The organism is Nonomuraea sp. NPDC051298 (assembly GCF_055586305.1).
In genome coordinates, this window is record NZ_JBVJIM010000001.1 from 582,506 (window position 1) to 606,252 (window position 23,747).

At 72.5% G+C, this 23,747-nt stretch carries 22 protein-coding genes; 15 read left to right on the forward strand and 7 right to left on the reverse strand.

Translation table 11 applies throughout. The features are described 5' to 3' along the window. Nucleotides 1–95: 95 nt before the first annotated feature. Nucleotides 96–1,589 carry an alpha/beta hydrolase family protein gene (locus ACZ6S0_RS02835; protein WP_465912870.1) on the forward strand — a complete coding sequence of 498 codons (1,494 nt, stop codon included), beginning with the start codon at nt 96–98 and terminating at the stop codon, nt 1,587–1,589. Here the strand turns inward: ACZ6S0_RS02835 and ACZ6S0_RS02840 are convergent. Next, nucleotides 1,562–2,491 (reverse strand): alpha/beta hydrolase, encoded by a 930-nt coding sequence (locus ACZ6S0_RS02840; RefSeq protein WP_465912871.1) that lies wholly within the window; start codon nt 2,489–2,491, stop codon nt 1,562–1,564. The genes ACZ6S0_RS02835 and ACZ6S0_RS02840 overlap by 28 nt on opposite strands. Nucleotides 2,492–2,902: 411 nt before the next feature. Here ACZ6S0_RS02840 and ACZ6S0_RS02845 point away from each other — a divergent pair, with 411 nt between their 5' ends. Next, a complete protein-coding gene (locus tag ACZ6S0_RS02845; protein WP_465912872.1) occupies nt 2,903–4,387 on the forward strand; it encodes an LCP family protein in 1,485 nt (494 codons plus the stop codon). A gap of 16 nt (nt 4,388–4,403) precedes the next feature. Here ACZ6S0_RS02845 and ACZ6S0_RS02850 read toward each other — a convergent pair whose 3' ends face one another. After that, nucleotides 4,404–5,033 (reverse strand): TetR/AcrR family transcriptional regulator, encoded by a 630-nt coding sequence (locus ACZ6S0_RS02850; protein ID WP_465912873.1) that lies wholly within the window; start codon nt 5,031–5,033, stop codon nt 4,404–4,406. A gap of 91 nt (nt 5,034–5,124) precedes the next feature. Between ACZ6S0_RS02850 and ACZ6S0_RS02855 the strand changes: the two genes are divergently transcribed. Next, nucleotides 5,125–6,012, forward strand: a complete 888-nt coding sequence (locus ACZ6S0_RS02855) for an alpha/beta fold hydrolase (protein WP_465912874.1) — start codon at nt 5,125–5,127, stop codon at nt 6,010–6,012. Nucleotides 6,013–6,020: 8 nt separating this feature from the next. On the opposite strand, the gene ACZ6S0_RS02860 is transcribed toward ACZ6S0_RS02855, so the two are convergent. Next, nucleotides 6,021–6,710: a GrpB family protein gene (locus tag ACZ6S0_RS02860; protein WP_465912875.1), complete on the reverse strand. Its 690-nt coding sequence runs from the start codon at nt 6,708–6,710 to the stop codon at nt 6,021–6,023. Between the two features lie 428 nt (nt 6,711–7,138). On the opposite strand from ACZ6S0_RS02860, the gene ACZ6S0_RS02865 reads away from it, so the two are divergent. The 6 genes from ACZ6S0_RS02865 to ACZ6S0_RS02890 all read left to right on the forward strand — a co-directional run bounded on the left by ACZ6S0_RS02865 (nt 7,139) and on the right by ACZ6S0_RS02890 (nt 12,874). Continuing rightward, nucleotides 7,139–7,768, forward strand: coding sequence for a 2OG-Fe(II) oxygenase (locus ACZ6S0_RS02865; protein ID WP_465912876.1), 630 nt, complete (start codon nt 7,139–7,141; stop codon nt 7,766–7,768). A 3-nt stretch (nt 7,769–7,771) separates the two neighbouring features. Continuing rightward, complete coding sequence (locus ACZ6S0_RS02870) at nt 7,772–9,121, forward strand: hypothetical protein (protein ID WP_465912877.1); 1,350 nt, start codon at nt 7,772–7,774, stop codon at nt 9,119–9,121. Nucleotides 9,122–9,211: 90 nt separating this feature from the next. After that, complete coding sequence (locus tag ACZ6S0_RS02875) at nt 9,212–10,525, forward strand: B12-binding domain-containing radical SAM protein (RefSeq protein WP_465912878.1); 1,314 nt, start codon at nt 9,212–9,214, stop codon at nt 10,523–10,525. Beyond that, nucleotides 10,522–11,631, forward strand: a complete 1,110-nt coding sequence (locus ACZ6S0_RS02880) for a pyridoxal phosphate-dependent aminotransferase (RefSeq protein ID WP_465912879.1) — start codon at nt 10,522–10,524, stop codon at nt 11,629–11,631. The genes ACZ6S0_RS02875 and ACZ6S0_RS02880 overlap by 4 nt, the downstream gene beginning before the upstream one ends. Further along, on the forward strand, nt 11,628–12,257 hold the full coding sequence (locus ACZ6S0_RS02885) for a P-loop NTPase family protein (protein ID WP_465912880.1): 630 nt from the start codon (nt 11,628–11,630) through the stop codon (nt 12,255–12,257). Before ACZ6S0_RS02880 ends, ACZ6S0_RS02885 begins: the two co-directional genes overlap by 4 nt. Beyond that, nucleotides 12,245–12,874 carry a 2OG-Fe(II) oxygenase gene (locus tag ACZ6S0_RS02890; RefSeq protein WP_465912881.1) on the forward strand — a complete coding sequence of 210 codons (630 nt, stop codon included), beginning with the start codon at nt 12,245–12,247 and terminating at the stop codon, nt 12,872–12,874. The genes ACZ6S0_RS02885 and ACZ6S0_RS02890 overlap by 13 nt, the downstream gene beginning before the upstream one ends. A gap of 32 nt (nt 12,875–12,906) precedes the next feature. Here the strand turns inward: ACZ6S0_RS02890 and ACZ6S0_RS02895 are convergent, their stop codons facing one another. Then, a complete protein-coding gene (locus tag ACZ6S0_RS02895; RefSeq protein WP_465912882.1) occupies nt 12,907–14,166 on the reverse strand; it encodes a pyridoxal phosphate-dependent aminotransferase in 1,260 nt (419 codons plus the stop codon). A 276-nt stretch (nt 14,167–14,442) separates the two neighbouring features. On the opposite strand from ACZ6S0_RS02895, the gene ACZ6S0_RS02900 reads away from it, so the two are divergent. The 3 genes from ACZ6S0_RS02900 (at nt 14,443) to ACZ6S0_RS02910 (ending at nt 18,004) form a co-directional block, all read left to right on the forward strand. After that, nucleotides 14,443–15,822: an ATP-grasp domain-containing protein gene (locus ACZ6S0_RS02900; RefSeq protein ID WP_465912883.1), complete on the forward strand. Its 1,380-nt coding sequence runs from the start codon at nt 14,443–14,445 to the stop codon at nt 15,820–15,822. Then, a complete protein-coding gene (locus ACZ6S0_RS02905) occupies nt 15,819–17,063 on the forward strand; it encodes an ATP-grasp domain-containing protein (RefSeq protein ID WP_465912884.1) in 1,245 nt (414 codons plus the stop codon). The genes ACZ6S0_RS02900 and ACZ6S0_RS02905 overlap by 4 nt, the downstream gene beginning before the upstream one ends. Before the next feature lie 143 nt (nt 17,064–17,206). Further along, nucleotides 17,207–18,004, forward strand: a complete 798-nt coding sequence (locus ACZ6S0_RS02910) for a hypothetical protein (protein ID WP_465912885.1) — start codon at nt 17,207–17,209, stop codon at nt 18,002–18,004. A 62-nt stretch (nt 18,005–18,066) separates the two neighbouring features. Here the strand turns inward: ACZ6S0_RS02910 and ACZ6S0_RS02915 are convergent, their stop codons facing one another. Further along, nucleotides 18,067–18,777, reverse strand: coding sequence for a methyltransferase (locus tag ACZ6S0_RS02915; protein ID WP_465912886.1), 711 nt, complete (start codon nt 18,775–18,777; stop codon nt 18,067–18,069). A 143-nt stretch (nt 18,778–18,920) separates the two neighbouring features. On the opposite strand from ACZ6S0_RS02915, the gene ACZ6S0_RS02920 reads away from it, so the two are divergent. Next, nucleotides 18,921–20,180, forward strand: a complete 1,260-nt coding sequence (locus tag ACZ6S0_RS02920; RefSeq protein WP_465912887.1) for an MFS transporter — start codon at nt 18,921–18,923, stop codon at nt 20,178–20,180. Here ACZ6S0_RS02920 and ACZ6S0_RS02925 read toward each other — a convergent pair. Next, the gene (locus tag ACZ6S0_RS02925; RefSeq protein WP_465912888.1) at nt 20,152–20,661 is read right to left on the reverse strand and encodes a TetR/AcrR family transcriptional regulator; all 510 of its coding nucleotides are present in this window, start codon (nt 20,659–20,661) and stop codon (nt 20,152–20,154) included. The genes ACZ6S0_RS02920 and ACZ6S0_RS02925 overlap by 29 nt on opposite strands. A gap of 77 nt (nt 20,662–20,738) precedes the next feature. On the opposite strand from ACZ6S0_RS02925, the gene ACZ6S0_RS02930 reads away from it, so the two are divergent. Continuing rightward, nucleotides 20,739–21,545 (forward strand): NAD(P)H-binding protein, encoded by an 807-nt coding sequence (locus tag ACZ6S0_RS02930; RefSeq protein ID WP_465912889.1) that lies wholly within the window; start codon nt 20,739–20,741, stop codon nt 21,543–21,545. Nucleotides 21,546–21,624: 79 nt separating this feature from the next. On the opposite strand, the gene ACZ6S0_RS02935 is transcribed toward ACZ6S0_RS02930, so the two are convergent. Further along, nucleotides 21,625–22,320, reverse strand: a complete 696-nt coding sequence (locus tag ACZ6S0_RS02935) for a GntR family transcriptional regulator (protein ID WP_465912890.1) — start codon at nt 22,318–22,320, stop codon at nt 21,625–21,627. A gap of 93 nt (nt 22,321–22,413) precedes the next feature. Here ACZ6S0_RS02935 and ACZ6S0_RS02940 point away from each other — a divergent pair, with 93 nt between their 5' ends. After that, nucleotides 22,414–23,724, forward strand: coding sequence for an MFS transporter (locus ACZ6S0_RS02940; protein ID WP_465912891.1), 1,311 nt, complete (start codon nt 22,414–22,416; stop codon nt 23,722–23,724). Nucleotides 23,725–23,747 lie beyond the last annotated feature (23 nt).

The window sequence follows — 23,747 nt, forward strand, 5'->3', positions numbered from 1 at the left end:
AACAGTTCTCACTGACAAATGCGGTCTCTCCAGTCCCACACGCCGGGAGTAGTCTGGAAGATCAGCGGGCAAACCAACACAACGTGGGGAGGCCAATGCGCACGGGCCGTGGCACGTTGAGCGTCGCCGCCGGTGTGGTCCTGGTGGTTCTCGCGACGGTCGGCTATGTTCTGCCGCCCGCGTTCGACCCACCGCCGCTCAAGGCCGATCCGGCCTTCGAGTCCATCGCGGCGCAGCCGGCCGGGGAGCTGAGGCCGGTGGTGGCGTCCGGCGCCATCCGCCGCGAGGAGATCTCGATCCCGGCGGAGGCCCAGCGTCTGGAGGGCACGCTCCGGCTGCCGCTGACGCCTGGGCGTCACCCGGCGATGGTGTTCGTGTCGGGGTCGGGCAACGGCTCGCGTACGGAGTTCACGCCGCAGGCGGAGTTCCTGGCCCAGGCGGGCGTGGTGACGATCGCCTTCGACAAGCGCACGATCGGCTACGACTTCCGCGACCGCGACTTCGGGCTGCTCGCCGACGACGCCCTGCGGATGGTCGACTACCTGCGTACGCGTCCCGAGGTCGATCCGTCCCGCGTGGGCGTGTGGGGCGTGTCGGAGGGCGGCTGGGTGGTGCCGATCGCGGCGGCCAAGAGCACGGGGGTCGGGTTCATCGTGCTGGTGTCGTCCCCCAACGTCTCCCCGCTGCGCCAGGTCGCCTGGGCGCTCAACGAGCAGTTGCTCCGGTTGCACGCCCCCATCGGCGCCCGCGACCTGCTGACCAGGGCGATGGGCGGGGTCGGCTTCACCTTCCTGCGCTACGACGCGCAACCGGCGTTGAGCCAGGTCAAGCAGCCGGTCCTGGCGTTCTACGGCACGACCGACCCCTCGATCCCCTTCGTCGAGTCCACCCAGGCGCTGGTCACGGCGCTCGGCAGGGCGGGCAACGACGACTACACGATCCGGTTCATGGCCAAGGGCGATCACGCGATGCGGGTCAACGGCGGCCCGTTCACCCAGGGCTACCTGGAGACGCTGACCAACTGGATCAAGGGCCTGCCCGGCACGGCCCGGCCGTCGGTGCACATGGCGGGCGCCACTCCGGTCCAGCGGTTCGAGGCCAGCGACGTGCCCGCCGCCCCCTGGTACGCCGGCGGCACGATGCTCGGGCTGACGATCTGCCTGGCCGCGGTGGGCTATGTGGCCGGCCCGGTGGCGGCCATGGTCTTCCGCCTGCGCCACGGCCCCCGGCCTCCCGCGGAGACCAACGCCCGCCTGTGGCCGCCGATCAGGCGCCGGCTGAGCCGGATGGCGTGGACCGGGCTGGGGCTGCTGCTCTCGGTGGTGGCGTTCATCATGCTGCTGGTGCTGTTCTCGGTCAACCAGGCCGGCGCCTGGCCCGCGGTGCTGGCGGGCTGGCTGGTCGTGCGCGTGCTCGCGGTGCTCATGCTGGTCCAGGAGGTCACGGCGGTGGCGGCGTTCGTGTCGGCGCTGCGTGAGGGGCTGCGGCCGAGCCGGTGGCAGCATGTGACGGTGGCGGGCGTGCTGGGCGGCAACGGCCTGCTGCTGGTGGCGGCGGCGTACTACGGGTTGTTCTCGTTCCCCTGGTAGACGTAGGCGTTCATCCAGCGGTCGAGTTCGGCGAAGACCTGCTTGCGTACGGGCTCGGCCGACAGCACCAGGTCGTGCAGGCCGTCGGCGACGCGTACGCACGTCACGTGCGGCCCGAGCCGGGTGGACCAGCGGGCGATGTGCCCGGGGTCGAGCACGATGTCGGCCGAGCGCGCCTCCGGCACGAAGTCGCGCACCCGCAGCCCGTTCGCGGACGCGAGCACCAGCACCGGAACGTCCACCGCCAGGCCCGCGTGCAGCCGGCGCTGGGCCCGCCGGATGGCGGCCAGCCACATGGCGTGCACCGAGAACCCGCCCAGCGGCTTCAGCTCCAGGTCGTAGTCCCATTCGCCGCGCTCGCTGCGGTGCAGCGTCTGCCCGTAGACGCTGCTGGCGCCCAGCGGCAGCGCCCGCCGCGTGTACGACAGCGGCGTCCTGAGCAGGTCGGCGGCCAGGCGCATCGGGGCGGACACGTTGAGGTCGAAGAAGGGGCTGTTGAGCGCGAGCCCCTGCACCAGCCCTCGGCCGCGCACCCGGTCGGCCCAGAGGGACGCGATCAGGCCGCCGGTGGAGTGGGCGTTGACGGTCAGCTCGTCGTGGTCGCGGCGGATGATGCGGACGGCCTCGTCGATCTCGGGGAAGTAGTCGGTGACGCTCCTGATCAGGCCCCTGGTCTGGTGCGGCAGCAGCGAGCGCCCGTATTTGCGCAGGTCGAGTGCGTAGAAGTCGATGCCGCGCTGCACGTAGTGCTCGGCCAGGTGGTCCTGGAAGAAGTAGTCGGTGAACCCGTGCAGGTAGAGCACCGCCCTGCGGGAGGCGGACTCGGCCCTCCTGGACACCAGCGTCGCCACGACCTCGCCCTCGAAGTCGTCGGGCAGGGGCAGCACGGTGATCTCGTACATATGAGACACGATAGGGATCGCCGGGCCGGGACGGCACATCGGGCGGCGGATCCGGGGCTCGCAGTTTGTCCGGGGGCGCGCGGGCGTGGTCGGCCAACTCGCCGCTCGTGGTGCGGGTGAACCCGTTGGGGGGCTCCGGACGTTTGAATGTGGAGATGGCGATGTGCCCGGTCACCCCGTACCCGGTCTCGCGGCCACCCATGTCCGGAACATTATTCGGTTACTGATGTTCACCCTCCGATAAAGACATATTTCGTATTTAGTGCATAGGCTGCCGCCTCTATGGGAGCCTGAGGCGACCGCTGCCACGCGGTTCACCATCAGGTTGCGGACTCGGCACCTATGGTGGAATGCGCGGAGAACGGGGAAGGCGTGCGGCAGGCTAGGAAACCGGCGGGCGGCAAGGATCCGGTGGGCGCTGGAGCGGTCCTCGGATGGCTGGCGCTGGCGGCACTCGCACCCGGCGCCGCCCACTTGCGTGCCGGCTGGCGCAAGACAGGTCTCGCCCTGATCTCCTGCTACGCCGCCCTGCTGCTGGCCGTGCTCGCCGTCGGCCTCACCAACGACCTCGGCAACCTGGCCGGCTCGCTCACCGACGACTCCTGGCTCCTCGCGATCGTGATCGGCGGGATCGTGCTGGGCCTGGCCTGGTTCGCGCTGATCGTGCACTCGTTCGTGGTGCTGCGGCCCGGGAGGCTGACGCAGACGGGGCAGATCCTCACCGGCACCGTCGCGGGGCTGCTCGCCGTCATCGTGGTGCTGCCGTTCGCGTTCACCGCGCAGTTCGCGCAGACCTCCCGCCAGGCGATCCAGGACATCTTCCAGGCGCCGGAGAACGAGGGCCAGCCCCCCGTCGCCGAGCCCAAGCCCGAGGACCCGTGGGCCGGGCGCGAGCGCGTCAACATCCTGCTGCTCGGCGGCGACGCCGACGACAACAGGACCGGCGTGCGTACCGACAGCATGAACCTGGCCAGCGTCGACGTGAAGACCGGCAACACCGTGCTGTTCAGCCTGCCGCGCAACCTCGAGGACGTCCGCTTCCGTCCGGGCACGCCGATGGCCCGCCACTTCCCCAACGGCTTCGACCTCCCCAAGGACGCCAACGGCGGCAGCAGCGACCTGCTCAACAGCGTCTGGGAGTACGCCGACGCCCACCCCGAGATCTTCGGCGGCAAGCAGCACCAGGGCCCCAAGGTCCTGATGGACACGATCGGCTACACCCTCGGCCTCAAGGTCGACTGGTACGCCCTGGTCAACATGTGGGGCTTCGCCCGCCTCATCGACGCCATCGGCGGCGTCACGATCACCGTCGAGCAGGACGTCGTGTTCGGCAAGTACAACGAGGGCCTGGTCAAGGCCGGTACGCGCAAGCTCAAGGGCGCCGACGCCATGTGGTACGCCCGCTCGCGCACGTACAGCGACGACTACACCCGCATGCACCGCCAGCGCTGCGTGCTCGGCGCCATCCTCGACCAGGCCGCCCCCGCCACCGTGCTGACCCGGTTCAACCAGATCGCGCTGGCCACCAAAGAGCTGATCAGGACCGACATCCCCCAGACGATGCTCAAGCACCTGGTGCCGCTGGCGCTGAAGGTCAAGAACGCCGAGGTGTCCAGCGTGCAGTTCGTGCCGCCGCTGATCAGCACCGGTTACCCCGACTGGGAGAAGATCCGCGACATCGCGGACAAGGCCCTCCGCGACTCGAAGCGGACGAAGGCTCCGGTCGCCGCCTCCGCCTCCGCCGCGCCCACCTCCTCCGCCGCGCCCACGTCCCCGGCCGGCCCCTCGGTCTCGCCCTCGCCGAAGAAGACGGCCAAGAAGCCGGCGCCGCAGGCCGCCGACGACCCGACGAAGGGCCTCACGGAGGGCTGCGGCCCGGCCACTCCCAAGAGCTGAGCGCGCCGCCCCCGCCTCATGTGGCGGGGCGGGCCCCCACCGAGAGCACGTGTCCGGTGAGGAGGGCGACCAGCTCGTCCCGGAAGGCGGAGCGGTCGCGGGTGGGCTGGTCGGCCAGGTAGCGGTGGGTGAGCGACTCGATGGCGGCGACCAGGAACCACGCGGTCAGGCGCGGATCGGGCGCACCGGGCGCGGCGTCCGCGCGCAGCAGGGCGGCCAGCCGGTCCACCAGGTCGTCCTGGAGGGCCCGCAGCTCGGCCAGGAGCGCGGGCGGGCGCGGTGACTCCTCGAACAGCACCTGGTGCAGGCGGGGATCGCCGCGGTGAACGCTCAGCGCGGTGTCCACCAGGACCGCGACGCGCTCGCGCCAGGTGGCGGGCGGCCCGGCCGCGAAGGCGGCGGCGACGGCCACGCGGCCCTCGTCGACGTGGCGCCGGGCGAGCTGGAGCAGGATCGCGTCCTTGTTGGGGAAGTACTGGTAGAGCGACCCGATCGACAGGCCCGCGGCCTCCGCGATGCGGTTGGTGGTGCCCGCGGCGTAGCCGTGCTCGGCGAAAACGCGAGCAGCCGACTCCAGGATCTGCTCCCGCGTCTCCTCGGAACGCTTCTGACGTGGGGTTTTCCGGGGCCTGAGCGGCTTGGGCAAGGTGGGCATCGGAGGGCCTAACGCGAGTACAAAAACGAGCAATTACTCACTATTGTCGCAGTGCTCGATAGTCCCTCACAAGGAGCGTCGCATGACCGTCGACTACCTGCGGTTCTTCCCCCGATGGGCACGGGAGGCCGAGGCGCCCGAGGCCGTGTCGGAATGGTGGCACTGGCGGGGAATGCGGGTGCATCTGGAGCGGGTGGCCGACCCCGCCGCGCCGGTGAAGCTCGTCGTGCTGCACGGGGCCGGCGGCTACGGCCGGATGCTGCTCCCCTACACCCGGCTGGTGGGGCCGGTGGAGGTCGTCGCCCCGGACCTGCCCGGCTACGGGCACACGCGCTGCGAGGGGCGTCCGGTGGAGTACGCCACCTGGGTGGATCTGGCCGCCGAGCTGATCGGCAGGGAACGCCGCCGCGACGCGCGCCCGGTGCTGGTGCTGGGCGCGAGCCTGGGCGGGATGCTCGCCTACAGCGCGGTCGCGCGGGCCGGGGCCGACGCGCTGGCCGTGACGTGCCTGCTGGACGTGCGCCGGGCCGAGGTGCGGGCGGCCGCGGCGCGGTACGGCGTGCTGGGCCGGGTCGCCGGGCCGGTCATGAACGCGCTGCGGGCGGCGGACGACCTGCGCGTCCCCGTCCGCCGGCTGGCCCGGATGTCGGCGATGTCGAACCAGGCGGAGCTGAACGCCGCCGTGTCGCGCGACCGGCTCGGCGGTGGGGGCCGGGTCTCTCTGCGGTTCCTGCGCACCTACCTGACCTCCGCGCCCGAGGTCGAGCCGGAGGCGTTCACCGCCTGCCCGGTGCTGATGGTCCACCCGGCCGCCGACCGCTGGACGCCCGCCGCGCTGAGCCTGCCCTTCTTCGAACGGATCAAGGCGGACAAGCGCCTGGTCATGCTGGAGGGGTGTGGGCACATGCCGGTGGAGGAGCCGGGCCTGAGCCAGTTCGCCCGGGCCCTGCGCGAACTGGCCGGCCGCTGACCGGCGCCTCAGCCGCCGTCCCGCCCCGCCGGCGGGTGCTCGCGGGCGCGGGCGATGATCGCCTCGACCACCTCGGTCTTGGCGTCGGCGTAGTGCTGCAGGCGTTTCCAGGCGCGCCGCGCCAGTGCGCGTTTGGTGCGCGCGTAGAACTCGCGATCGGCGTCGTCGGAACGCAGCCGGTCGCGGAACAACAACATGCGCTCGATCTCCGGGCACCCCTCGGAAAAGACGTGCAGAGTCACCGCGATTTCGCTTTCAGGGCGGCGGAGAACGCGGTGTTCGTACCAGTCGGGCTCGCGAATGTCGAGGCGATATCCGGCCGCTTCCAGGGGCGGGACATAGGCGGTCTCGCGCGCCGAGTCGGCCACCACGAGCAGCAGGTCGAGAATCGGCTTGGCGGGCATTCCCGGAATCGAGGTGGACCCGACGTGCTCCACCGCCGATCCGGCCGGGCCGAGCGCGCCGCGGATTCGGGCGGCCTCGCGTTCGTAAAGAGCCGGCCAGGCCGGATCGTATTCGATCAGCTCGATTTCCCGGTCGAGGATCGGCGCCTGCCCGAGGTGGGCCGCCTCGATCTCCTCGTCGGTCATGGCCACGCGTTTGATTTCCTCTGCCGGGCTCATCGTGCTGTGAGTTTCTCTCCGGTGCGTCGTCTGCGGTGTCTCGGTCGCGCCGGAAATCGCCGTGCGCTCCGGCACGCGCGTTTCCCTCCTACCAGTGCTGACAGGCCGGTGTCAAGCGCCGACCAGCCGGTCGCCGACCGCGCATGGGCCACGAACGGGCCGGTCAGTACGGGCGCCGCAAGCCCGCCAGAACGGCCGAACATGAGAAATAATTCCTCCCCTTGCTGGTTTGACAACCCGGTGTAATACTGGCCGACATGCACGGGAACATTGCAGTCAGATGACCGCGACAGGGTCACCATAATCTGGGGACTTCCACGTGTTCGGCTCGTTCGGACGATGCAATACCCGGGTTTTCGGACATCACGTCCGTCCTTAGCGGCGCCCCGCCGAAATCGCGGCCCCGGCGCCGGCTTCCACTGGGCCCGTCGTCGTTCCAGCCCTGGTCGCCTCAGATATTTGCTCGATATCGCACGCTATCGCAGTGAAATGTGAGGAGCACAATGATCAATCGCGCGCCCGAGGTCAGGCACTCTTACGAGCCGTTCACCTGGCACCTCGCCAGGAATCTGCTCGACACCGGACAACTGCGCGCGCTGGCGCAAAGCAGGCCCCTCATGAAAAGCGGCCGCCGCGCCATCGCGGAAAAGGCCGGACGCGACAAGCGGTATCGCATGAACGTGCTCACGTTGGTCGCCGACGGTGCCCGCACCGAGGCCGCGGCAAAGCTCTCACCGGAATGGACGGAGCTGCTCGAGGAACTCGACGGCGACGGCTTCATCGGCTGGCTGGGCGAGACGGTGGGCATCGAACTCCACGGCCTGCCCCGCGAGATCGGCGTCTACACCTTCGGCAGGGGCGACTACATCTCGCTGCACAAGGACAAGCCGACCAAGGCGCTGACCGGCATCCTCTACCTCAACGAGCACTGGCCCTCCGACGGCGGCGGGCACTTCGAGGTGCGCGCCTCGGGCAGGTCGGCGCAGCCGCCGGTGGAGACCGTTCCTCCGACCGGCGGGCAGTTGCTGGCCTTCCCGCCCAGCGACACGTCGTGGCACTCGGTGTCGAGCATCCTCACGGACGACGAGATCCGGCTCACCATCCAACTGGAGTTCTGGCTGCGGGAGAACTGACCCATGCCGGCCAACCAACCGACGGGCGACGCCGTACGGGTCACCGGCGGTCGCGTGCTGAGCGGCAGGGCAGCCGTTCCCGGCAGCAAGCACGGCATGGTGCTGGGGTTCGCCGCCGCCACCGCGCTCGGTGCCGAGCTGACCCTGCGCAACGCCCCCAGACTGACCGAACGGGACGCGCTGGCCGAGACGCTGACGCGGATCGGCGGCAGCGTCCACGACGCCGGCGCCACGGTGCGGATCGGCGGCGCGGTCACCGGATGGGAGCTGCCCCCGGCGAGCAGCCGGGCGATCCACGGCTCGATCTACCTGCTGCCCGCGGTGCTCGCGCGCCACGGCAGGGCCTCCTTCCCCGGGTCGGGCGGCGACCCGCTCGGCAGCTTCGAGTGGGGGCTGCCGCGTCCGCTCAAGCACATGCTGGACGTCATGGAGTGCTTCGGCGCCCGCTGGGAGTGGCGGGGCGAGGCGCTGCACGTCGAGGCGCCCGAGCTGCGGCCCGCCACGGTCGACGTCCTGCGCTGGTCGCGGGAGCCCGGCAGGCCGGCGGGGCCGTACGTGTCGGGCGCGACCAAGACCGCGCTGCTGCTGGCGGCGGCGGTCCCGGGCACGAGCCTGATACTCAACCCGCACGAGAAGGAGGCGCAGCACGAGCTGATCGGCATGCTGCGGCAGTTCGGGGTGGAGATCGAGCAGCGCGACGCCTGCTGGGTCGTCCGCGGCGGCGCGAGCCGCCCGGCCAGCCAGTACGAGCTGATGCCCGACCCGGTGGAGGTGATCACCTGGCAGGCGCTCGCGGCGATGACCGGTTCCACGGTCGAGCTGGAGTGCGGCGACACCGTCAGGGCCTACACGACGCTCCACCGTGAGCTGCGCTTCCTCAAGGGGCTGGGCATCGAGCCGGAGTTCGGCCTGGACACGATCACGGTGCGGCCGGGCGCGTACCCCTACGACGGCGCGCGGCTGATCGCCGAGTCGACCGGCATCTCCACCGACATCGCGCCGCTCATCGCCGTGCTGCTGCTCCGCGCGCGCAGCCGGTCCGTCGTGGAGGACCGGGTGTGGGCCGACCGGTACGACTACGCCCGCCAACTGCGCCGCATGGGCGCCCGCATGCGGATGGAAGGCGGCCGGCTGCTCATCGACACGTCCGTGCTGACGACCCCGGAGGAACCGCTCCGGCCCCGCGACACCCGCAGCGCCGCCGTGTGCCTGACCGCGGCGCTGGCCACCCCCGGCGTCAGCACCGTCACCGGAATGACCCATCTGGACCGGGGTTACCAGGACCTGATCGGACGGCTGGCCGCGCTCGGGGCCGGCGTCGAGACGGTCGACGCGGCCGGATGCCACCCCTAGGACCGTGCCCCCGGCCACCCCCTCCTGCCCCGGCCCGTACCCGCGCCCCGGCCACGGAAGGCGGCGGCGAGGCGCGATTGGAGCGTCACCATGAAGATTCTCGTGCTGTGGCCACCGCAGGTGCCCAGCTATTTCAACGCCGGACACCATCTGACCGTGTTCAACGTGGCCGCCCACCTGCGCGCCGCGATCCCGGCGGCGCAGGTGCGGGCCGTCGACGCGGCCGCGCTCAACCTCACCTGGAAGGCGCTCGGCGACCTGCTCGTCGGACGGCCCGAGGTGATCGCCCTGGCCAACGACTTCGACTCGATCGACAGCCTCCGCCGCACCACCCAGTACGCCCGCACGCTCGCGCCGGAGGCGACCATCGTCACCTTCGGCCGGCTCAGCGCCCGGCTGCCGCGGTTCTTCCAGCGCTACGACGTCGACGCGATCGCCGGGCCGGGCGACCCGGAGACGGCGGTCGAGGACGTCGTCCGCTCCCGCGCGGAGGGCGGCGCGCTGCCGGGCAGCGTGTGGCGCCGCGTGGACGGCCGGTGGTCGGCCCCCGACGGGCCGCCCCGGCTGCTGCCCGGCGAGCGGCTGCCGCTGCCGGACGTCACGGAGATCCCCTACGCGGCCTACGACCGGCTCTACGCCGACGACACCGCCCGCTTCTGCGGCATCCCGGCGCGGCGCGAACTGGTCGTGCCGGTGGCCCGCGGCTGCCCGGTGAACTGCGCCTTCTGCGAGATCCCCGGCCGGGAGGGAAAGGCGGAACGGCGGCTGCCCGTCTCCACTGTCATCGCCTACATCGCCGAGGCGACCCGCGAGCGGCACTTCGACTACGTGTCCATGTACGCGCCGACGTTCACGCTGCGGCGCCCCTGGGTGCGCGACTTCTGCGCCGCCTACGCCGCCACCGGTCCAGGGCTGCCGTGGAAGTGCACCACCACGCTCCACCACCTCGACGACGACCTCGTCCGCCTGATGGGCGCGAGCGGGTGCGTACGGATCAGCGTCGGCCTCGAGACCCTCGAACCGGCCGGGCACGCCGCGCTGCCCCGGGTGAAACAGGTCGAACGGGAGCGGTTCCGGACGATCGCCGACTCCTGCCGCCGCGCCGGCGTCGAGCTGAACTGCTTCGTCATCCTCGGCCTGCCCGGCACCTCGCTGGCCGGGGTCAGGCGCACGATCGAGGCGGTACGCGAGATCGACGGCCGGGTGCGGCCCACGGTGTACACCGACTTCGAGCAGATGCGGGCCACGATGGACGAGGCGACGATCGCCTCGTTCAACCGGCAGTTGTTCCGCCCTGGGGACGAGCCGGAGCCCGCGGAGGAGTACTACCGCATCCTGTTCGACCCGGACGCGCCCGTCACCCGGGTGCAGGAACGCATCCCGCGGCAGCGGAGCGCCGGATGACCGGCTGGCTGCGCACGCACTTCGTCCACGACGACGCCGGGGTCACGGCGCACTGGCGGCGGAGCCTGCACGGCCTGGTGAACCTCGCCAACAACGAGATGTGCCACCCCGCGGTCGGCCCGATGATCAGGGAGGCCGCCGACCGCCTGCGCCCGGAGGACTGGATCTCCTACCCCGACTACGCCGTGGCCCGCACCCGCTTCGCCGCCGCCCTCGGGGTGCCGGCGCAGTCGCTGCTGTTCACCGCCGGGTCCGACCAGACCTACCGGGCCGTCTTCCACGCCTTCGGCGGGCCGGGGCGCGTGCTGCTCACCCAGCGGCCCAACTACGCGCAGATCACCCCGTACGCCACGCTGACCGGGCTCACCGAGTGGGGCGTCGACTACCGTCCAGGGCGGGGGTTCCCGATGGCGGCGTTCCACGGCGCGCTGCGCCGGGTGCCCCCGGGGAGCATCGTGACCGTCTCCAACCCGAACGGGCCCACCGGGGCGTGGTGGCCGGCCGCCGAGGTGACGGAGCTGGTGGAGGCGTGCGCGCGGCGGGAGTGCCTGCTGCTGCTCGACGAGACCTACGCCGCCTTCGCCCCCGAGCAGGTGCTGACGCGGGCCCCGCGCTGGCCGCACGTGATCGTCGTCCGTTCCTTCAGCAAGGAGTACGGGCTGGCCGGCGCGCGCCTCGCGGTCGCGGTGTGCGGCAGCGTGGAGGTGGCCGCCCACGTCCAGCGCTGGAACGTCTCGAACCCGGTCAGCGGCCCGGCGCTGCGGGTGGGCGCGGAGCTGGTGCGGCGGCGCGAGGAGCTGGCCCGGGTGCACGCGGAGCTGAACTCCGCCCGCGCGCTGCTGGCCCGCGAGGTGCCGGGGCTGGTCGGCGGCGTCGCCGAGGTCTCGCAGGGCAACTTCGTCCCCGTCCGCTGCGCCGACGCGCGCAGCGCCGCCCGGTACGTCGCCGGGCTGGCCGAGCACGGCTACGCCGTCCGCCACCTGGCCAGGTTCGGGCTGCCGGACCACCTGCGGATCGCCGCGGCGGACCACGCGACGGTGGCGCGGGTGCTCGGCGCGTTGCGCGCGGTCGCCGCCCGCGAGGGACAGGGGGTGGAGGCCAGGTGACGGCGCCCGCGACGGCCGCGCGGGCCCCCGCCCTGCTCGCCGGGGCCCGCCGGGTGCTGGTCATCGGGTGCCCGGGGGCGGGCAAGACGACGTTCGCCGGGAGGCTGGGCGCGCTGACCGGACTGCCGGTGACCTCGCTCGACACGCACTACTTCGGGCCCGGCTGGCGGCCCGCCGAACCCGGGACGTGGGCCGGGACGGTGCGGGAGCTGTGCGCCCGTCCCGCCTGGATCGTGGACGGGAACCACGCGGCCACCCTGCCCGAGCGGCTGGCCAGGGCGGACGTCGTGGTGCTGCTCGACCGGGCGCCCGCGGCGTGCCTGGGCGCCTACCTGCGGCGGCTGGTGACGTACGCGCGGCTGGAGCACGGGCGGCTGCCGCACTACATGCGGCTGGAGGACGGGCGGCGCCGGGTGGCCGACCGTCCGGTGGCGTTCGCCTGGTTCATCCTCACGTTCCGGCGGCGCGGGCTGCCCGCCATCGCGGCCTGCCTGAACGCCCGGCCCGAGGTGCCGGTCGTCGAGCTTCGCACCAGGCGGGACGCGGCACGCCTGCTGACGGCCCTGCGAGGACAGGGACGCGGGCACGGGGACGGAAGATCGGGGAGCGCGGCGTGGGACTGCTGAACCTGGCGGCGTTCGAGTCCGCCGAGATGCGGGAGGAGCCCTTCCGGTGGGGCACGGTCACCGGCACGTTCGCGGCCCCGCGCGTCGCCGGGGAGGTCGCCGCGCAGTTCCCGTTCGACGAGGTGCGAGAGCGGGAGTCGGGGCGGGACGCGGAGAAGGCGTACCGGATGCTGTCGGCGGCGCTGGTGTCGGAGGGCCGCCGCCTTCCCCCGGTCGAACGGCTGACCCCGCGCTGGCGGGAGCTGGTCGCCGAGCTGCTCTCCCCCGGGTTCACCGCCGCCGTCTCGCGCGGCACCGGGGTCGCGGCGGCCGGGGCCGGTCTCGAGATCCGCGCCTGCGGGTACGCCGACGGCTGCTACCTGGGGCCGCACACCGACCGGGCCGACAAGCTGCTGTCGCTGGTGCTGTACCTGGAACCCGAGTGGTCGCCCGCCGAGGGCGGGGAGTTGAGCATCCTGCGCTCCGGCGAGGCGGACGACGAGCACGCCCGGGTCCAGCCGCGCCTGGGCACGACGGCGGTGCTGGTCAGGTCGGACCGGTCGTGGCACCAGGTGCGACGGGTGCGACGGCCCCGGGCCAGGTGCCGGCGCAGCGTCCTCGTCCACTACTGGGCCTGACGGTGAACGCCGTGTGGGTATCGGGTCCTGTGTCAGCCCGCCAGCCGGCCGAAGACCTCTCTGAGCCGGTCGAGGGTCCCGGCGACGTGCGGCAGGCGCAGCGGGTCGTCGGCGCGCAGGGCCGACCAGCGCTCCTCCTCGCTGTCGCCGTACAGCATGCTGGTGGCCAGCCGGAAGCGCAGCTCCTGCGGCGGGTCGCCGAAGTGGTGCCCGCCGAGCACCGCCACGTGGCAGGTCTCCAGCAGGTGGCGTTGCAGCGAGGCCGAGTCGTGGACGCCGCGCCTGGCGAGGGACTGCCAGATCGGCCCGAGGTCGGGGTAAAGGTAGAAGCCGCCCGCCGGGGGGCGGCAGGCCGCGCCGACCTCCGTGACGATCTTGTAGACGGCATCGGTCACCACGGCGTACAGGCGGGCGCTGCCGCGGATGTGCTCGGCGATCGACGGCGGTTCCGTGAACGCCTCGGCGGCCACCTCCTGCATCGGCGCCGGCATGCTCGTCCAGACCTCGCTGGCCACGGCGGTCACGTCGGCGCGCAGCGCCTCGCCGGACGTCGTGCCGGGGAACCTGGCCGCCCCGATGCGCCAGCCGCCGACGGCCAGGCTCTTGCTCAGCCCGGTGATCACGACCGTACGCTCCGGCGCGACCTCGGCCGGGCTCAGCATCGGCGTCGCGGGGTCGTGCAGCAGGTCGCGGTAGATCTCGTCGGAGACGATCAGCAGGTCCTCCTGCTCGGCGACGGCGCAGACCTGGCGTACGAGGTTTGGCGGGGCCAGGGTGCCGGTCGGGTTGTCCGGCAGGGTCAGCACCAGCAGCCGGGGGTCGCCGCCACGGCGCCGGGCCGAGCGGAGCGCGGCGGCGAGGACGTCGGGGTCGGGCACCCCTCCGTACTCGCCGGGGACGCGGATCCGCAGGACCCGGCGGTCGAACAGGCGGGCCTGCGGCGCGTACGTGACCCACGACGGGTTCGGCAGCACCACGTCGCCCTCGACGACCGCCATGAGCGCCATCAGCAGCGGCTTGCTGCCGGGGGCGAGCACGATCTGGTCGGGACGGGTGGGCAGGCACCGGCGGGCGAAGTAGCCCGCGACGGCCTCGCGGGTCGCGCCCGCTCCCGCGACCGGTCCGTAGCCGGTGTGGGCGGCGCCCGCGACGAGCCGTTCCACCAGCCGCCGTGGCAGCGGGAGCTGGGACTCTCCGAACGCCAGGTGCACGATGCGCGCGCCACCGGCGCGCAGCCGCTCCACCGTCTCGTTCAGCGCGAGGTTGGGCGCGACGGCGAACCTGGAGGCCATCACCGGACCCGCCCTGCCACGGTTTCGGCCACGGTTTCAGAGGCGGTTTCGGCGGCGGTTTCGGCGGCGCGCTGGAGCGGATGCGAGCATTTCACGTCGATACTCCTTGCCGGGCAGGGAAACGCCCGTACGCGGCGTTTCCGTTGTCGGGCGGAGGTCGGGATATTCGTATTTCCTGCGATTCCGGTGCGAGCCAAATGTAGCGAATCAGCACAACCAAGTAAAGGATAGTTCCAAGTCGATCTGACAATTGTCGATGTGGAGGTCAAGCCGCGAATGAGCCGGGCCAGAATCCAAATTGACCGCGCCGTCGAAGTGCTGCGTGCTTTCTGGCGGGGGCGGCGGGCGGTGCTCGTCGCCGACCGGATGCGGTTCAGCACCACGCTCCTAGCCCAGGAGCTGACCGCCTGCGGCGCCGCCGTGACCGGGCTGGTGCTCGGGACGCGCCCGGACGCCGACGCCCTGCCCGGCGTGCCCGTGTGGAGCGTGCGCGAGGCCGACCGGCCGATGGAGAGGCACGAGTTCGACGCCTGGCTGCACGAGCCGGACGACGGCCTCGCCGCCTGGCTGGACCGCATCGACCCCGGCCGCTCCAGCGTCGTGGTCGGCTCCATCTGGACCGAGGTCGGGCGGCTCTGCGGTCGCCCGGTGCACGGCTGGCGCAGGCCGGAGTGGGCCGCCTGGGAGGACAAGACGAGGGTCGAGGAGCTGTGGCGGGCGGCGGACGTGCCCTCGCCGCGGCACGCCGTGCTCGCGCTCGGCGACCCCGCCCTCGCCGAGCGGACGGCGGCCCTCGACGCCGGGCGCGGGGTGGTGCTGGCCATGGACTCCTCGCGCGGGATCCGCGGCGGCGGCACCGGCCTGCGGTGGGTCCGGCACCCGGACGAGCTGGACGCGGTGCTGGCCGAGTTCGCCGGCCGGACCGACCGGGTGCGCGTGACCGAGTTCGTCCAGGGGGTGCCGTGCAGCACCCAGGCGATGCTGCTCGACGACGGGGTCGCCGTGTTCGACCCCGCGGAGGAGGCCATGCTGCGCCACCCTGGCACCGGCGCCTTCTTCTACTGCGGGACCTCCACCTGGTGGCGGCCCGGCTCCGGGGTGCGGCGGGAGATCGAGCGGCACGCCCATCGGGTCGGCGACCTGCTCTCCGCGCGGACCGGCTTCCGCGGCATCTTCACGGTGGACGGCCTGCTGACGCCCGACGGATTCCTGGCCACCGAGCTGAACCCCAGGGCGGGCGGCGGCCTCGGCCTGCGCCCCGGCTGGCCGGACCTGCCCGTCTACCTCTTCCACCGGGCGGTGCAGGAACGCGTTCCTGGCATCGCCGGGCTCGCCCCGCAGGACGTCGAGAGCGCGTTCCTGGCCGCGATCCGCGGGCGGCCGTCGTACTCGGGGACGGTGCCGCTCGGCCCGCGGGCCGGCCGGGCCGTACGTGCCGCCGGGGTCTTCACGGCGTCCCGTGGCGACAGGGTTCGCTACCGCCTCGATGACGGCGCGGCGCAGGTGCGCGAGGTCGAGCCGGTCGCCGCCGACGGGGCCATCGGGCCGGCCATGGCCGAGTTCGCCGACGTGCTCGGCAACCCGGGGCTGGTGAGCTTTGGCGACGACTCCGTGCGCTCCACCCTCCGCTCCCACCTGCCCGTGGAGCCCCGATGACGTTGCTGCTGGTCAACCGCCGGCCGATCCTGGAACGGCTGCCGTCCTGGTTCCCGGACGCGGCGGGCGAGCTGGTCGTCTTCACCGACGCCTCCGCGCTGCGGGGCCGGGACCCGTACGAGGTGGGCCGGTCCTTCCTGCACCTGGAGGTGGCCCGCGACTACGCGGGCCCCGAGGGGACGGCGCGGATCGCGGCGCTCTGCCGCGAGCACGACGTGGAGCGCATCCTGACCGTCGCGGAGGGCGACCTGGTCCGCACCGCCCGGCTGCGGTCCGAGCTGGGGCTGCCCGGCCAGGACGAGCGGAGCGCCCTCGCCTACACCGACAAGTACGTGATGAAGACCGCCGCCGCGGCGGCCGGGATCCCGGTGGCGCCCATGCGCCGGGTCACCCGGGGGGCCGAGCTGGCCGAGTTCGCCGCCGAGCACGGCTTCCCCACGGTGGTCAAGCGGCTCACCGGAGGCGGGGCGGTGGGCATGTCGGTGCTGCGCGACCGCGCGGAGCTGGACGCCTTCGCCGCGACGTGGGCGGAGGGCGGCGGGCCCATGCTCGCGGAGGGGTGGATCGAGGGCGAGCTGTACCACGTCAACGGCATCATGGCCGACGGGGCACCGCTGCACTGCTGGCCGTCGCGCTACCTGCACACCCAGTGGGCCAACTACCACCTCAGCGTGCCGCTGATCAGCGGCATGCTGCCGGAACGCGACCCGCTGTGGCGACGGCTGGCCGACCGGTCGGCCGAGGTCATCGCCGCCCTCCCCAAGGCGCCGGGCATCCTCCCCTTCCACGCCGAGTTCTTCCACACGCCCGGAGCCACCGGCGGGAGTACGGCCGGGAGTACGGGCGGGGACATCGTGCTGTGCGAGATCGCGTGCCGGGCCGGGGGCGCCGGGATCGTCGAGGGGCACGCGCTCTCCTTCGGCCTCGACCTCCACCACGCGGGCCTGGCCGGGCAGGCCGGGCGATCGGCGCAGGTCACCTGGCACGAGACCGGCGAGCGGCACGGCCACGGCTGGTTCCTCCCACGGCGGGGCACGCTGCGCCGGCTTCCAGAACGCTGCCCGTTGCCGGGCGCCGTCCGCTACCGGGCCAAGGGCCAGGAGGGAAGGCGCTATCCCGGCCCCGACCACGCCAACCACGGCATCGCGGAGCTGATCTTCAGCATTCCCCCGGACGCCGAGCTGATCCCCTTCCTGCGGGAGGTGCGGGACTGGTGGGAGGCGGCGGCGCTGTGGGAGTGACCCCGCGCACCGGACCGGTCACCCGCGCGCCGCGCCCCGAGCGCTCGCGTACCGGACAGGAGGCCCGCGTCACCGCGCACCGAGCGCTCGCGTACCGGACAGGACAGACCCGCGTCAGCAACCATTCGCGAAGAGGAGTCGCCATGTCGGTGTCCCGCCGGCCCGAACCCGAGATCGTCCACGCCTTCACCGCCGAGAGCCTGCGCCGGCTGGCCGGGCGGGAGATCGCCGCGATTCACGTCCGGCGGTTCTTCCCCGCCGAGCTGGCCCATGCGGCGGCCGAGCGGGCGTTGCGGCACGAGGCGCTGGGCTTCTACCACAAGGAGCTGTCCAGCTCGGTCGCCCGGGTCCACATGCCGCACGTGGACACCGCCTTCGACCCCGAGCTGACCCGGCGCTACAACGACGCCGCCGTACCGTCCATCCATGACGTGCGGTCGATGTTCGCGCCGCACCTGTCCCCCATCGACCACGTGCGGCTGCTGCTCCAGGAGCTGTGGCCGGCGGGTGCGAACCTGCTGCGGCTGCGCGGCCACGCCTGCTTCGTCGGCGCGCTGCGGGTCTTCCAGCCGGGCGTCTCCGAACTGCTGCCGCACAACGACCTGCTGCGGCAGGAGACCGACGCGCCCGAGGCGGCCACGCTGACCGAGCAGCTCACCGTGAACGCCTACCTGCGGGTGCCCGGCGAGGGCGGCGACCTGCTGCTGTGGCTGCGCGAGCCGACGGAGGACGAGACCGAGACCATCCTGTGCGTGGAGGGGCTCGACCCGAGCGGCATCGAGCCGCCCGAGCTGCGCATCCATCCGGAGCCCGGCGACGTGATCGTGTTCAGCTCGGCGATGTTGCACGCGGTGACGTCGAGCCCGTCGGGGCACCGGGTCGGCATGGCGGCCTTCGTCGGCGTGACCGGTCCCGGCGTGCCGCTGGTCTGTTGGAGCTGAACCGGGTGGCGACTCCTGCCCAAGCGGGGGCGGGTCACCGGTGGGCGGTCACCGGTGGGCGGTCACCGCTGGGAGGGCCCGCCTCCCGCGGTCTCTGGCAGCAGTTCGAGCAGCAGGTGCGGGTGCCTGATGACCAGCGTCTCGCTGCGGGAACGCGCCAGCTCGGCCACCCGCAGACCGGCCTGGGCGGCGAGCCGGGTGAGCAGGCCGAGGTTGCCGTGCCCGCTGAAACCGAGCAGCAGCCGCCCGCCGAGGGCCAGATGATCGCGGCCCTCCAGCAGGTAGCGCCGGTGGGTGTCGTAGCCCGGGTCGAAGAACGCCCGTTCCAGGTCGGAACGGCAGTCGCGGCCGGCGGGCAGCTCGATGCCGTTGGAGTTCCAGAAGATCAGGTCGAACCGCTCACCGGCGTCGCCCAGCGCGTCGAACAGGTCGCCGTGGCGCGCTTCGGCCCTGTCGCCCAGGCCGTGCCGCCGGAGGTTCAGCTCCGCGTTGTGGACCGCCGCGCCGTTGATGTCACAGGCGACGACCCGCGCGCAGCCCGCCAGCCCGGCCACGGTCGCGACGAGCCCCGCGCCACAGCCTATTTCCAGGAAACTCCCGGACGGAGGATACGGAATGTGCTCGGCGAAGAAGGCGGTCGAGGTGAAGTCTCGCGGCGAATACACCTCGGGCAGCAGGTGCCATTCCCGGCCGAGCAGCTCGAACGTGGTCGGCGTTTTCGTCACTGACTGGCGCATGCGCTCGCGGGTGCCCTCTTCCACGTCGCGTGACACCGGCATCACCTCTATGAGAGAAGCTGGAATATGTTCAGTGAACCGCCCGGCGTGCCGAATCCAGGGTAACACCGGATATGCCGAATGAATACCGGAAATGTAGCCGTCAAAGCATGAATACCGTGAATACCATATGGCGTGATGTGAGTTTGCTTCGCGAACGGGACTTTCTGCTGCTCCTGCTCGCCCGCGGCTCGTCGTTGTCGGGCAACGCGATGGCGCCGCTGGGGCTGTCGTTCGCCGTGATCGGGTCGGGGGGCGGGGCCGCCGAGATCGGGCTGCTGCTGGCGGCGCGTACGATCGCCCAGGTCGCCTCCCTGCTATTCGGCGGCGTACTGGCCGACCGGCTGCCCCGCGCCCGCCTGATGCTCTGGGCCGACGTCACCGCCGGCGCCGCCCAGGCCCTGACCGCCGCCGCCTTCTTCGCCGAGGGCCCGGCGGCGATGGGCGTGCTGCTGCCCCTGTCCGCGATCGGGGGCGCGGCGGCGGCGCTGAGCCAGCCCGCGGTCATGGGCATCGTCCCCGAGGTCGCGGCGGAGGACCGGATCCAGGCCGCGAACGGCCTGCTCCGCCTGTCGGCGAACGCGGCCAGGGTCGGCGGGGCCGCGCTGGGCGGCGTGCTGGTGGCGGCGGCCGGTCCCGCCTGGGCGCTGGCCGCCGACGCGGCGACCTTCTGGCTGGCGGCCCTGTTCCTCACCGCGCTCAAGGTCCGGCAGGAACGCTCCGCGGACGGCCCGCGGAAGGGGACGATGCTCGGCGAGCTGCGGGACGGCTGGAAGGAGTTCACCGCGCTGCGCTGGATGCCTCCCTTCGTGCTGTCCGCCGCGGTGACGAACGCCGTGTTCGGCGGCGCCGTCATGGCCCTGGGGCCGGTGGTGGCCGCGCGCGGGCTGGGCGGCGCCGGCGCCTGGGCGACGGTCCTGGCCGCGCACTCGGCCGGTTTCGTGCTGGGGAGCGTGGTGGCCATCCGCTTCCGGCCGCGGTTCCCGTTGCGGGCGGCCGTGCTGGCGGTCCTCGCGCTGGTGCCGCCGCTGGTGCTGCTGGCCGCGCCGGGCCCGGTCTGGGCCATCGCCGCCGCCATGGTGCTCGCCGGAGCCTGCGTCGACGTGTACGAGGTGCTCTGGCGTACCGTCATGCACCGGCACGTCCCCGCGGAGGCGCTGTCGCGGGTCAGCTCGTACGACTACTTCGCCTCGTTCCTGCTCTCCCCCATCGCCCTCGCCGCCGCCGGACCCGTCGCCGCGGCCTGGGGCACCGCGGCGACCCTGCACGCCGGCGCCGTGGTCGTGGCCTGCGCCTGCGCCCTGGCCCTCGCGTCACCGGCGGTGCGCTCCCTGGGCCCCGCCCCCGGCCGTCCCGCGAGCCGGGGCGAGGTCAACGCCGGTCGAGGCCGTCGAGCATGAGAGGGAGGAAGCGCTCAGGAACGACACCCGGGTGGCAGGCGAACACGCTGAGCAGCTCCATGATGTCGTCGGTCCCGGCGTCCGCCCGCATCGCGCCGTCCGCCTGCGCCTGCCGTACCAGGTCGTCGACCCGTCGCACCAGCGCCTGCCGAGCCTCGGGTGCGGAGGTCCCGGCCAGCGCGGCGGCGATGGCGCCGCGGCCCCGCTCGACGCTGTGGAGGACGAACGCGCGCAGGGCCGCCCACGCGTCGGGCTCGGCCGCCGCGGTGCGGTCGAGCGCGTCCATCAGCTCGTGCGTGTACTGCTCCGCCAGGGCGGCGAGCAGCCCGCCTCGGTCGGGAAAGCGGCGGTAGAGCGTGCCGACGCCGACACCGGCCCGGCGGGCGATCAGCTCCATCGGCGCGTCCTTGCCGCGCTCGGCCACCACGTCGCGGGCCGCCTCGAGGATCCTGTCCCGGTTGCGGCGGGCGTCGGCGCGCATCGAACCTCCGTTGAAGTGGACGACGAGTTTCCGCTTAGTATATAAGAGGAAGGCGACATTCCGCTTAGGAGGTTGTGATGATCGTGGTGACGGGTGCGACGGGCACGATCGGGCGCGCGCTGATCGAGGAGCTGGGCGGCGCGGCGCGGGCCCTGGTACGGCGCGCCGAGCAGGGCGATGAGCTGGGATGCGACTACGTGGTCGGCGATCTGGAACGGCCGGAGAGCATCCCACTGGAGCCGGGCGACCGGCTGTTTCTCAACAGCGGGCTGTGGCCGGGGTTCGTGCGGGCGCACCAGGCGGTTATCGATCACGCGGCGGCCGCGGGGGCGGCCCAGGTCGTGGCCGTCTCCGTGCGCGGGGTGACGTCGTCCAGCCTGCTCGGGTTCGGCCAGCACGGGCAGGTGGACGAGCATCTCAAGGCGTCGGGCGTGCCGTGGTCGATCCTGGCGCCCGTCGGCTTCATGCAGAATCTCGCGGGCGACGTCGACGAGGAGGGGCGGTTCTTCGGCTCGTACGGCAGGGGCCGCGTCGGCTACATCGACGGGCGTGACATCGGGGCGGTCGCGGCCGTCCTGCTCACCCGTCCGATCGGGACCGACGCCGTCTACGAACTCACCGGCCCGGTGGCGCCCACGCACGACGAGATCGCCGCCGAGCTGACCAGGGCGCTCGGCCGGAGCGTGCGCTACGTGGACCTGCCGGTCGAGGAGGCCGCCGCCCACCTGGAGCGGCGCGGCACGCCCGCCCCCGCGGCCCGCGACCTGGCCGAGCTGATGGCGCAGATCGGGGACGGGCGCTGGGCGAGCACGACCACGACCGTGGCCGACCTCCTGGGGCGCGAACCGCGTTCGCTCCGGGAGTTCCTCACGCGGGCGCACTGAGGGACGGCGGCCCGCAGGGCGACGTCGGCGGCCGTCCGGAGACCAGCGCGGGCGATCCGCGACGAGTCAGTGCGCGGGGTCAGCCTGCCGGGGCGTGGAGGAAGCGGTCGCGGGCGGCCGTCAGGTGGTCGCGCATCGCCTGCTCGGCCGCCCCGGCGTCGCCCGCCGTGACGGCCTCGACGATGCGGGCGTGCTCGGCCAGCGTGGGTTCGCCGCTGCGCCGGCCCTCGTACTCGATCCGGAAGAGGTGCAGGTGGCTGTGCGTACGCTGGAGCGACGCGCGCAGCGCGGGGCTGCCCGACAGCTCCGCGACCAGGTCGTGGAAGCGGGCGTCGTGGGCCACGATGTCGTGGTAGTCCTCGTACCGGGTGCCCTGGGGGGCCCTCGACTGGCTGCCCAGCTCGGCGCGCAGGCGGGCGGCGGCCTCGGGGGTGATGCGCCCGGCCGCGCCGGCCGCCGCCCACGGCTCCAGGAGCAGCCGGAGCTGGTAGAGGTCGGCGACCTGCTCGGAGGTGAGCACCGGGGCCACCGAGTAGCCGCGCAGCGCCTCCTTGGTGAGCAGCCCCTCCGACTCCAGGGCCGCGAGCACCTCGCGTACCGGGGTCTGTGAGACGTCGAGCAGCCTGGCCACGGCGTAGATGTTGACGCGGGCGCCCGGTTCCAGGTCGCCGTCCATGATCAGGCTCTTGACGCGCTCGTAGACGTCTTCGGTCAGTACGGTGCGGCGCGCGGCGCGTACCCGCCCCTTCAGGCGGCTCTCCAGCTCACTGGCCACGACCACACTCCTGATGACGACCCTTGACGGACATAGTGAACTCTAGGCAACATATCCGAAATATCCAATAGGAAATAGTACTGAGGATCGCTGATGGCCCCATCCCTCCGGAGAACCGTCCGCGGCCGGCTGCGCTGGTACATGATCAGCTACGTCTTCGCCGGTCTCGTCATCAACTATCTCGACCGGGCGAGCCTGGGCGTCGCGCTGCCGTTCATGGGAGAGACCTTCAATCTCACCAAGACAGAAGAGGGCATGATCCTGGCCGCGTTCTTCTGGTCGTACGACTTCTTCCAGCTCGCCGCCGGCTGGTTCGTCGACCGCTACGGGCCGCGCAGGACGTTCACCTTCGCCGCCGTGTGGTGGTCGCTGTTCACCTCGCTGACGGCACTGGCGAGCAGCTTCGCGTCACTGTTCGGCGTGCGGCTGCTGCTCGGCATCGGGGAGAGCCCGGCCGCCACCACGAGCGCCAAGGTCGTGGGCCGCTGGTTCCCCCGGCACGAACGCGCGCTGGCCACCGGGATCTGGGACTCGGGCTCCCGGGTGGGCGGCGTCATCGCGCTGCCGGTCGTCACGGGGCTGATCGCGTGGCTGGGGTGGCGCTGGACGTTCGCCGTCATCGGGGTCGTGGGGCTGTTCTGGGCGTTCGGGTGGTGGCGGGCGTACCGGGATCCGCAGGAGCACCCGAAGATCACGGAGGAGGAGCTGACATACCTGCGGGAGGGCGGGGCGCGCGGCTTCGAGGGCGACGACGAGGGCGAGGGTGACCGGATCCGCTGGCGGGACCTCTTCCGCTACCGCACCATCTGGGCGATGATGCTGGGCTTCTTCTGCCTCAACATGGTCGTCTACTTCTTTCTCACGTTCTTCCCGACCTACCTGGTGGAGGAGCGGGAGTTCAGCCTGCTGAAGCTGGGCCTGTTCGGCGCGATTCCGGGGCTGGTGGCGATCTGCGGCGAGTGGCTGGGCGGCTGGCTGGCCGACCGGCGCATCGCGGCGGGCGACTCGGTGACGAAGGTCAGGAAGCTGTTCATCTCCGGCGGGTTCCTCGTCTCGACCGTGATCGGCGTGGCGGTGTGGGTGCCGGAGGCGTGGATGGCGCTGGCGCTGCTGTCGGTCGCGTACGCGGGCTCGACGTTCGCCGCCGCCAACATCTGGTCGCTGCCGGCCGACGTCGCCCCGGCCGACCGGCACGTGGCCTCGATCGGCGGCATCCAGAACTTCGCCTCCAACTTCGCCGGCATCATCAGCCCCATCATGATCGGCGTACTGGTCGACCGGACGTCGTCGTTCACCGTGCCGCTCATGGTGATCGCGGGGGTGGCGCTGCTGGGCGCGTTCACGTACGCGGTGATCCTCAAGCGGGTGGAGCCCATCGGGCTGCGCACGTCGGCGGGAGCGTAAAGAACCCGCCTTGCCGCTGTGGC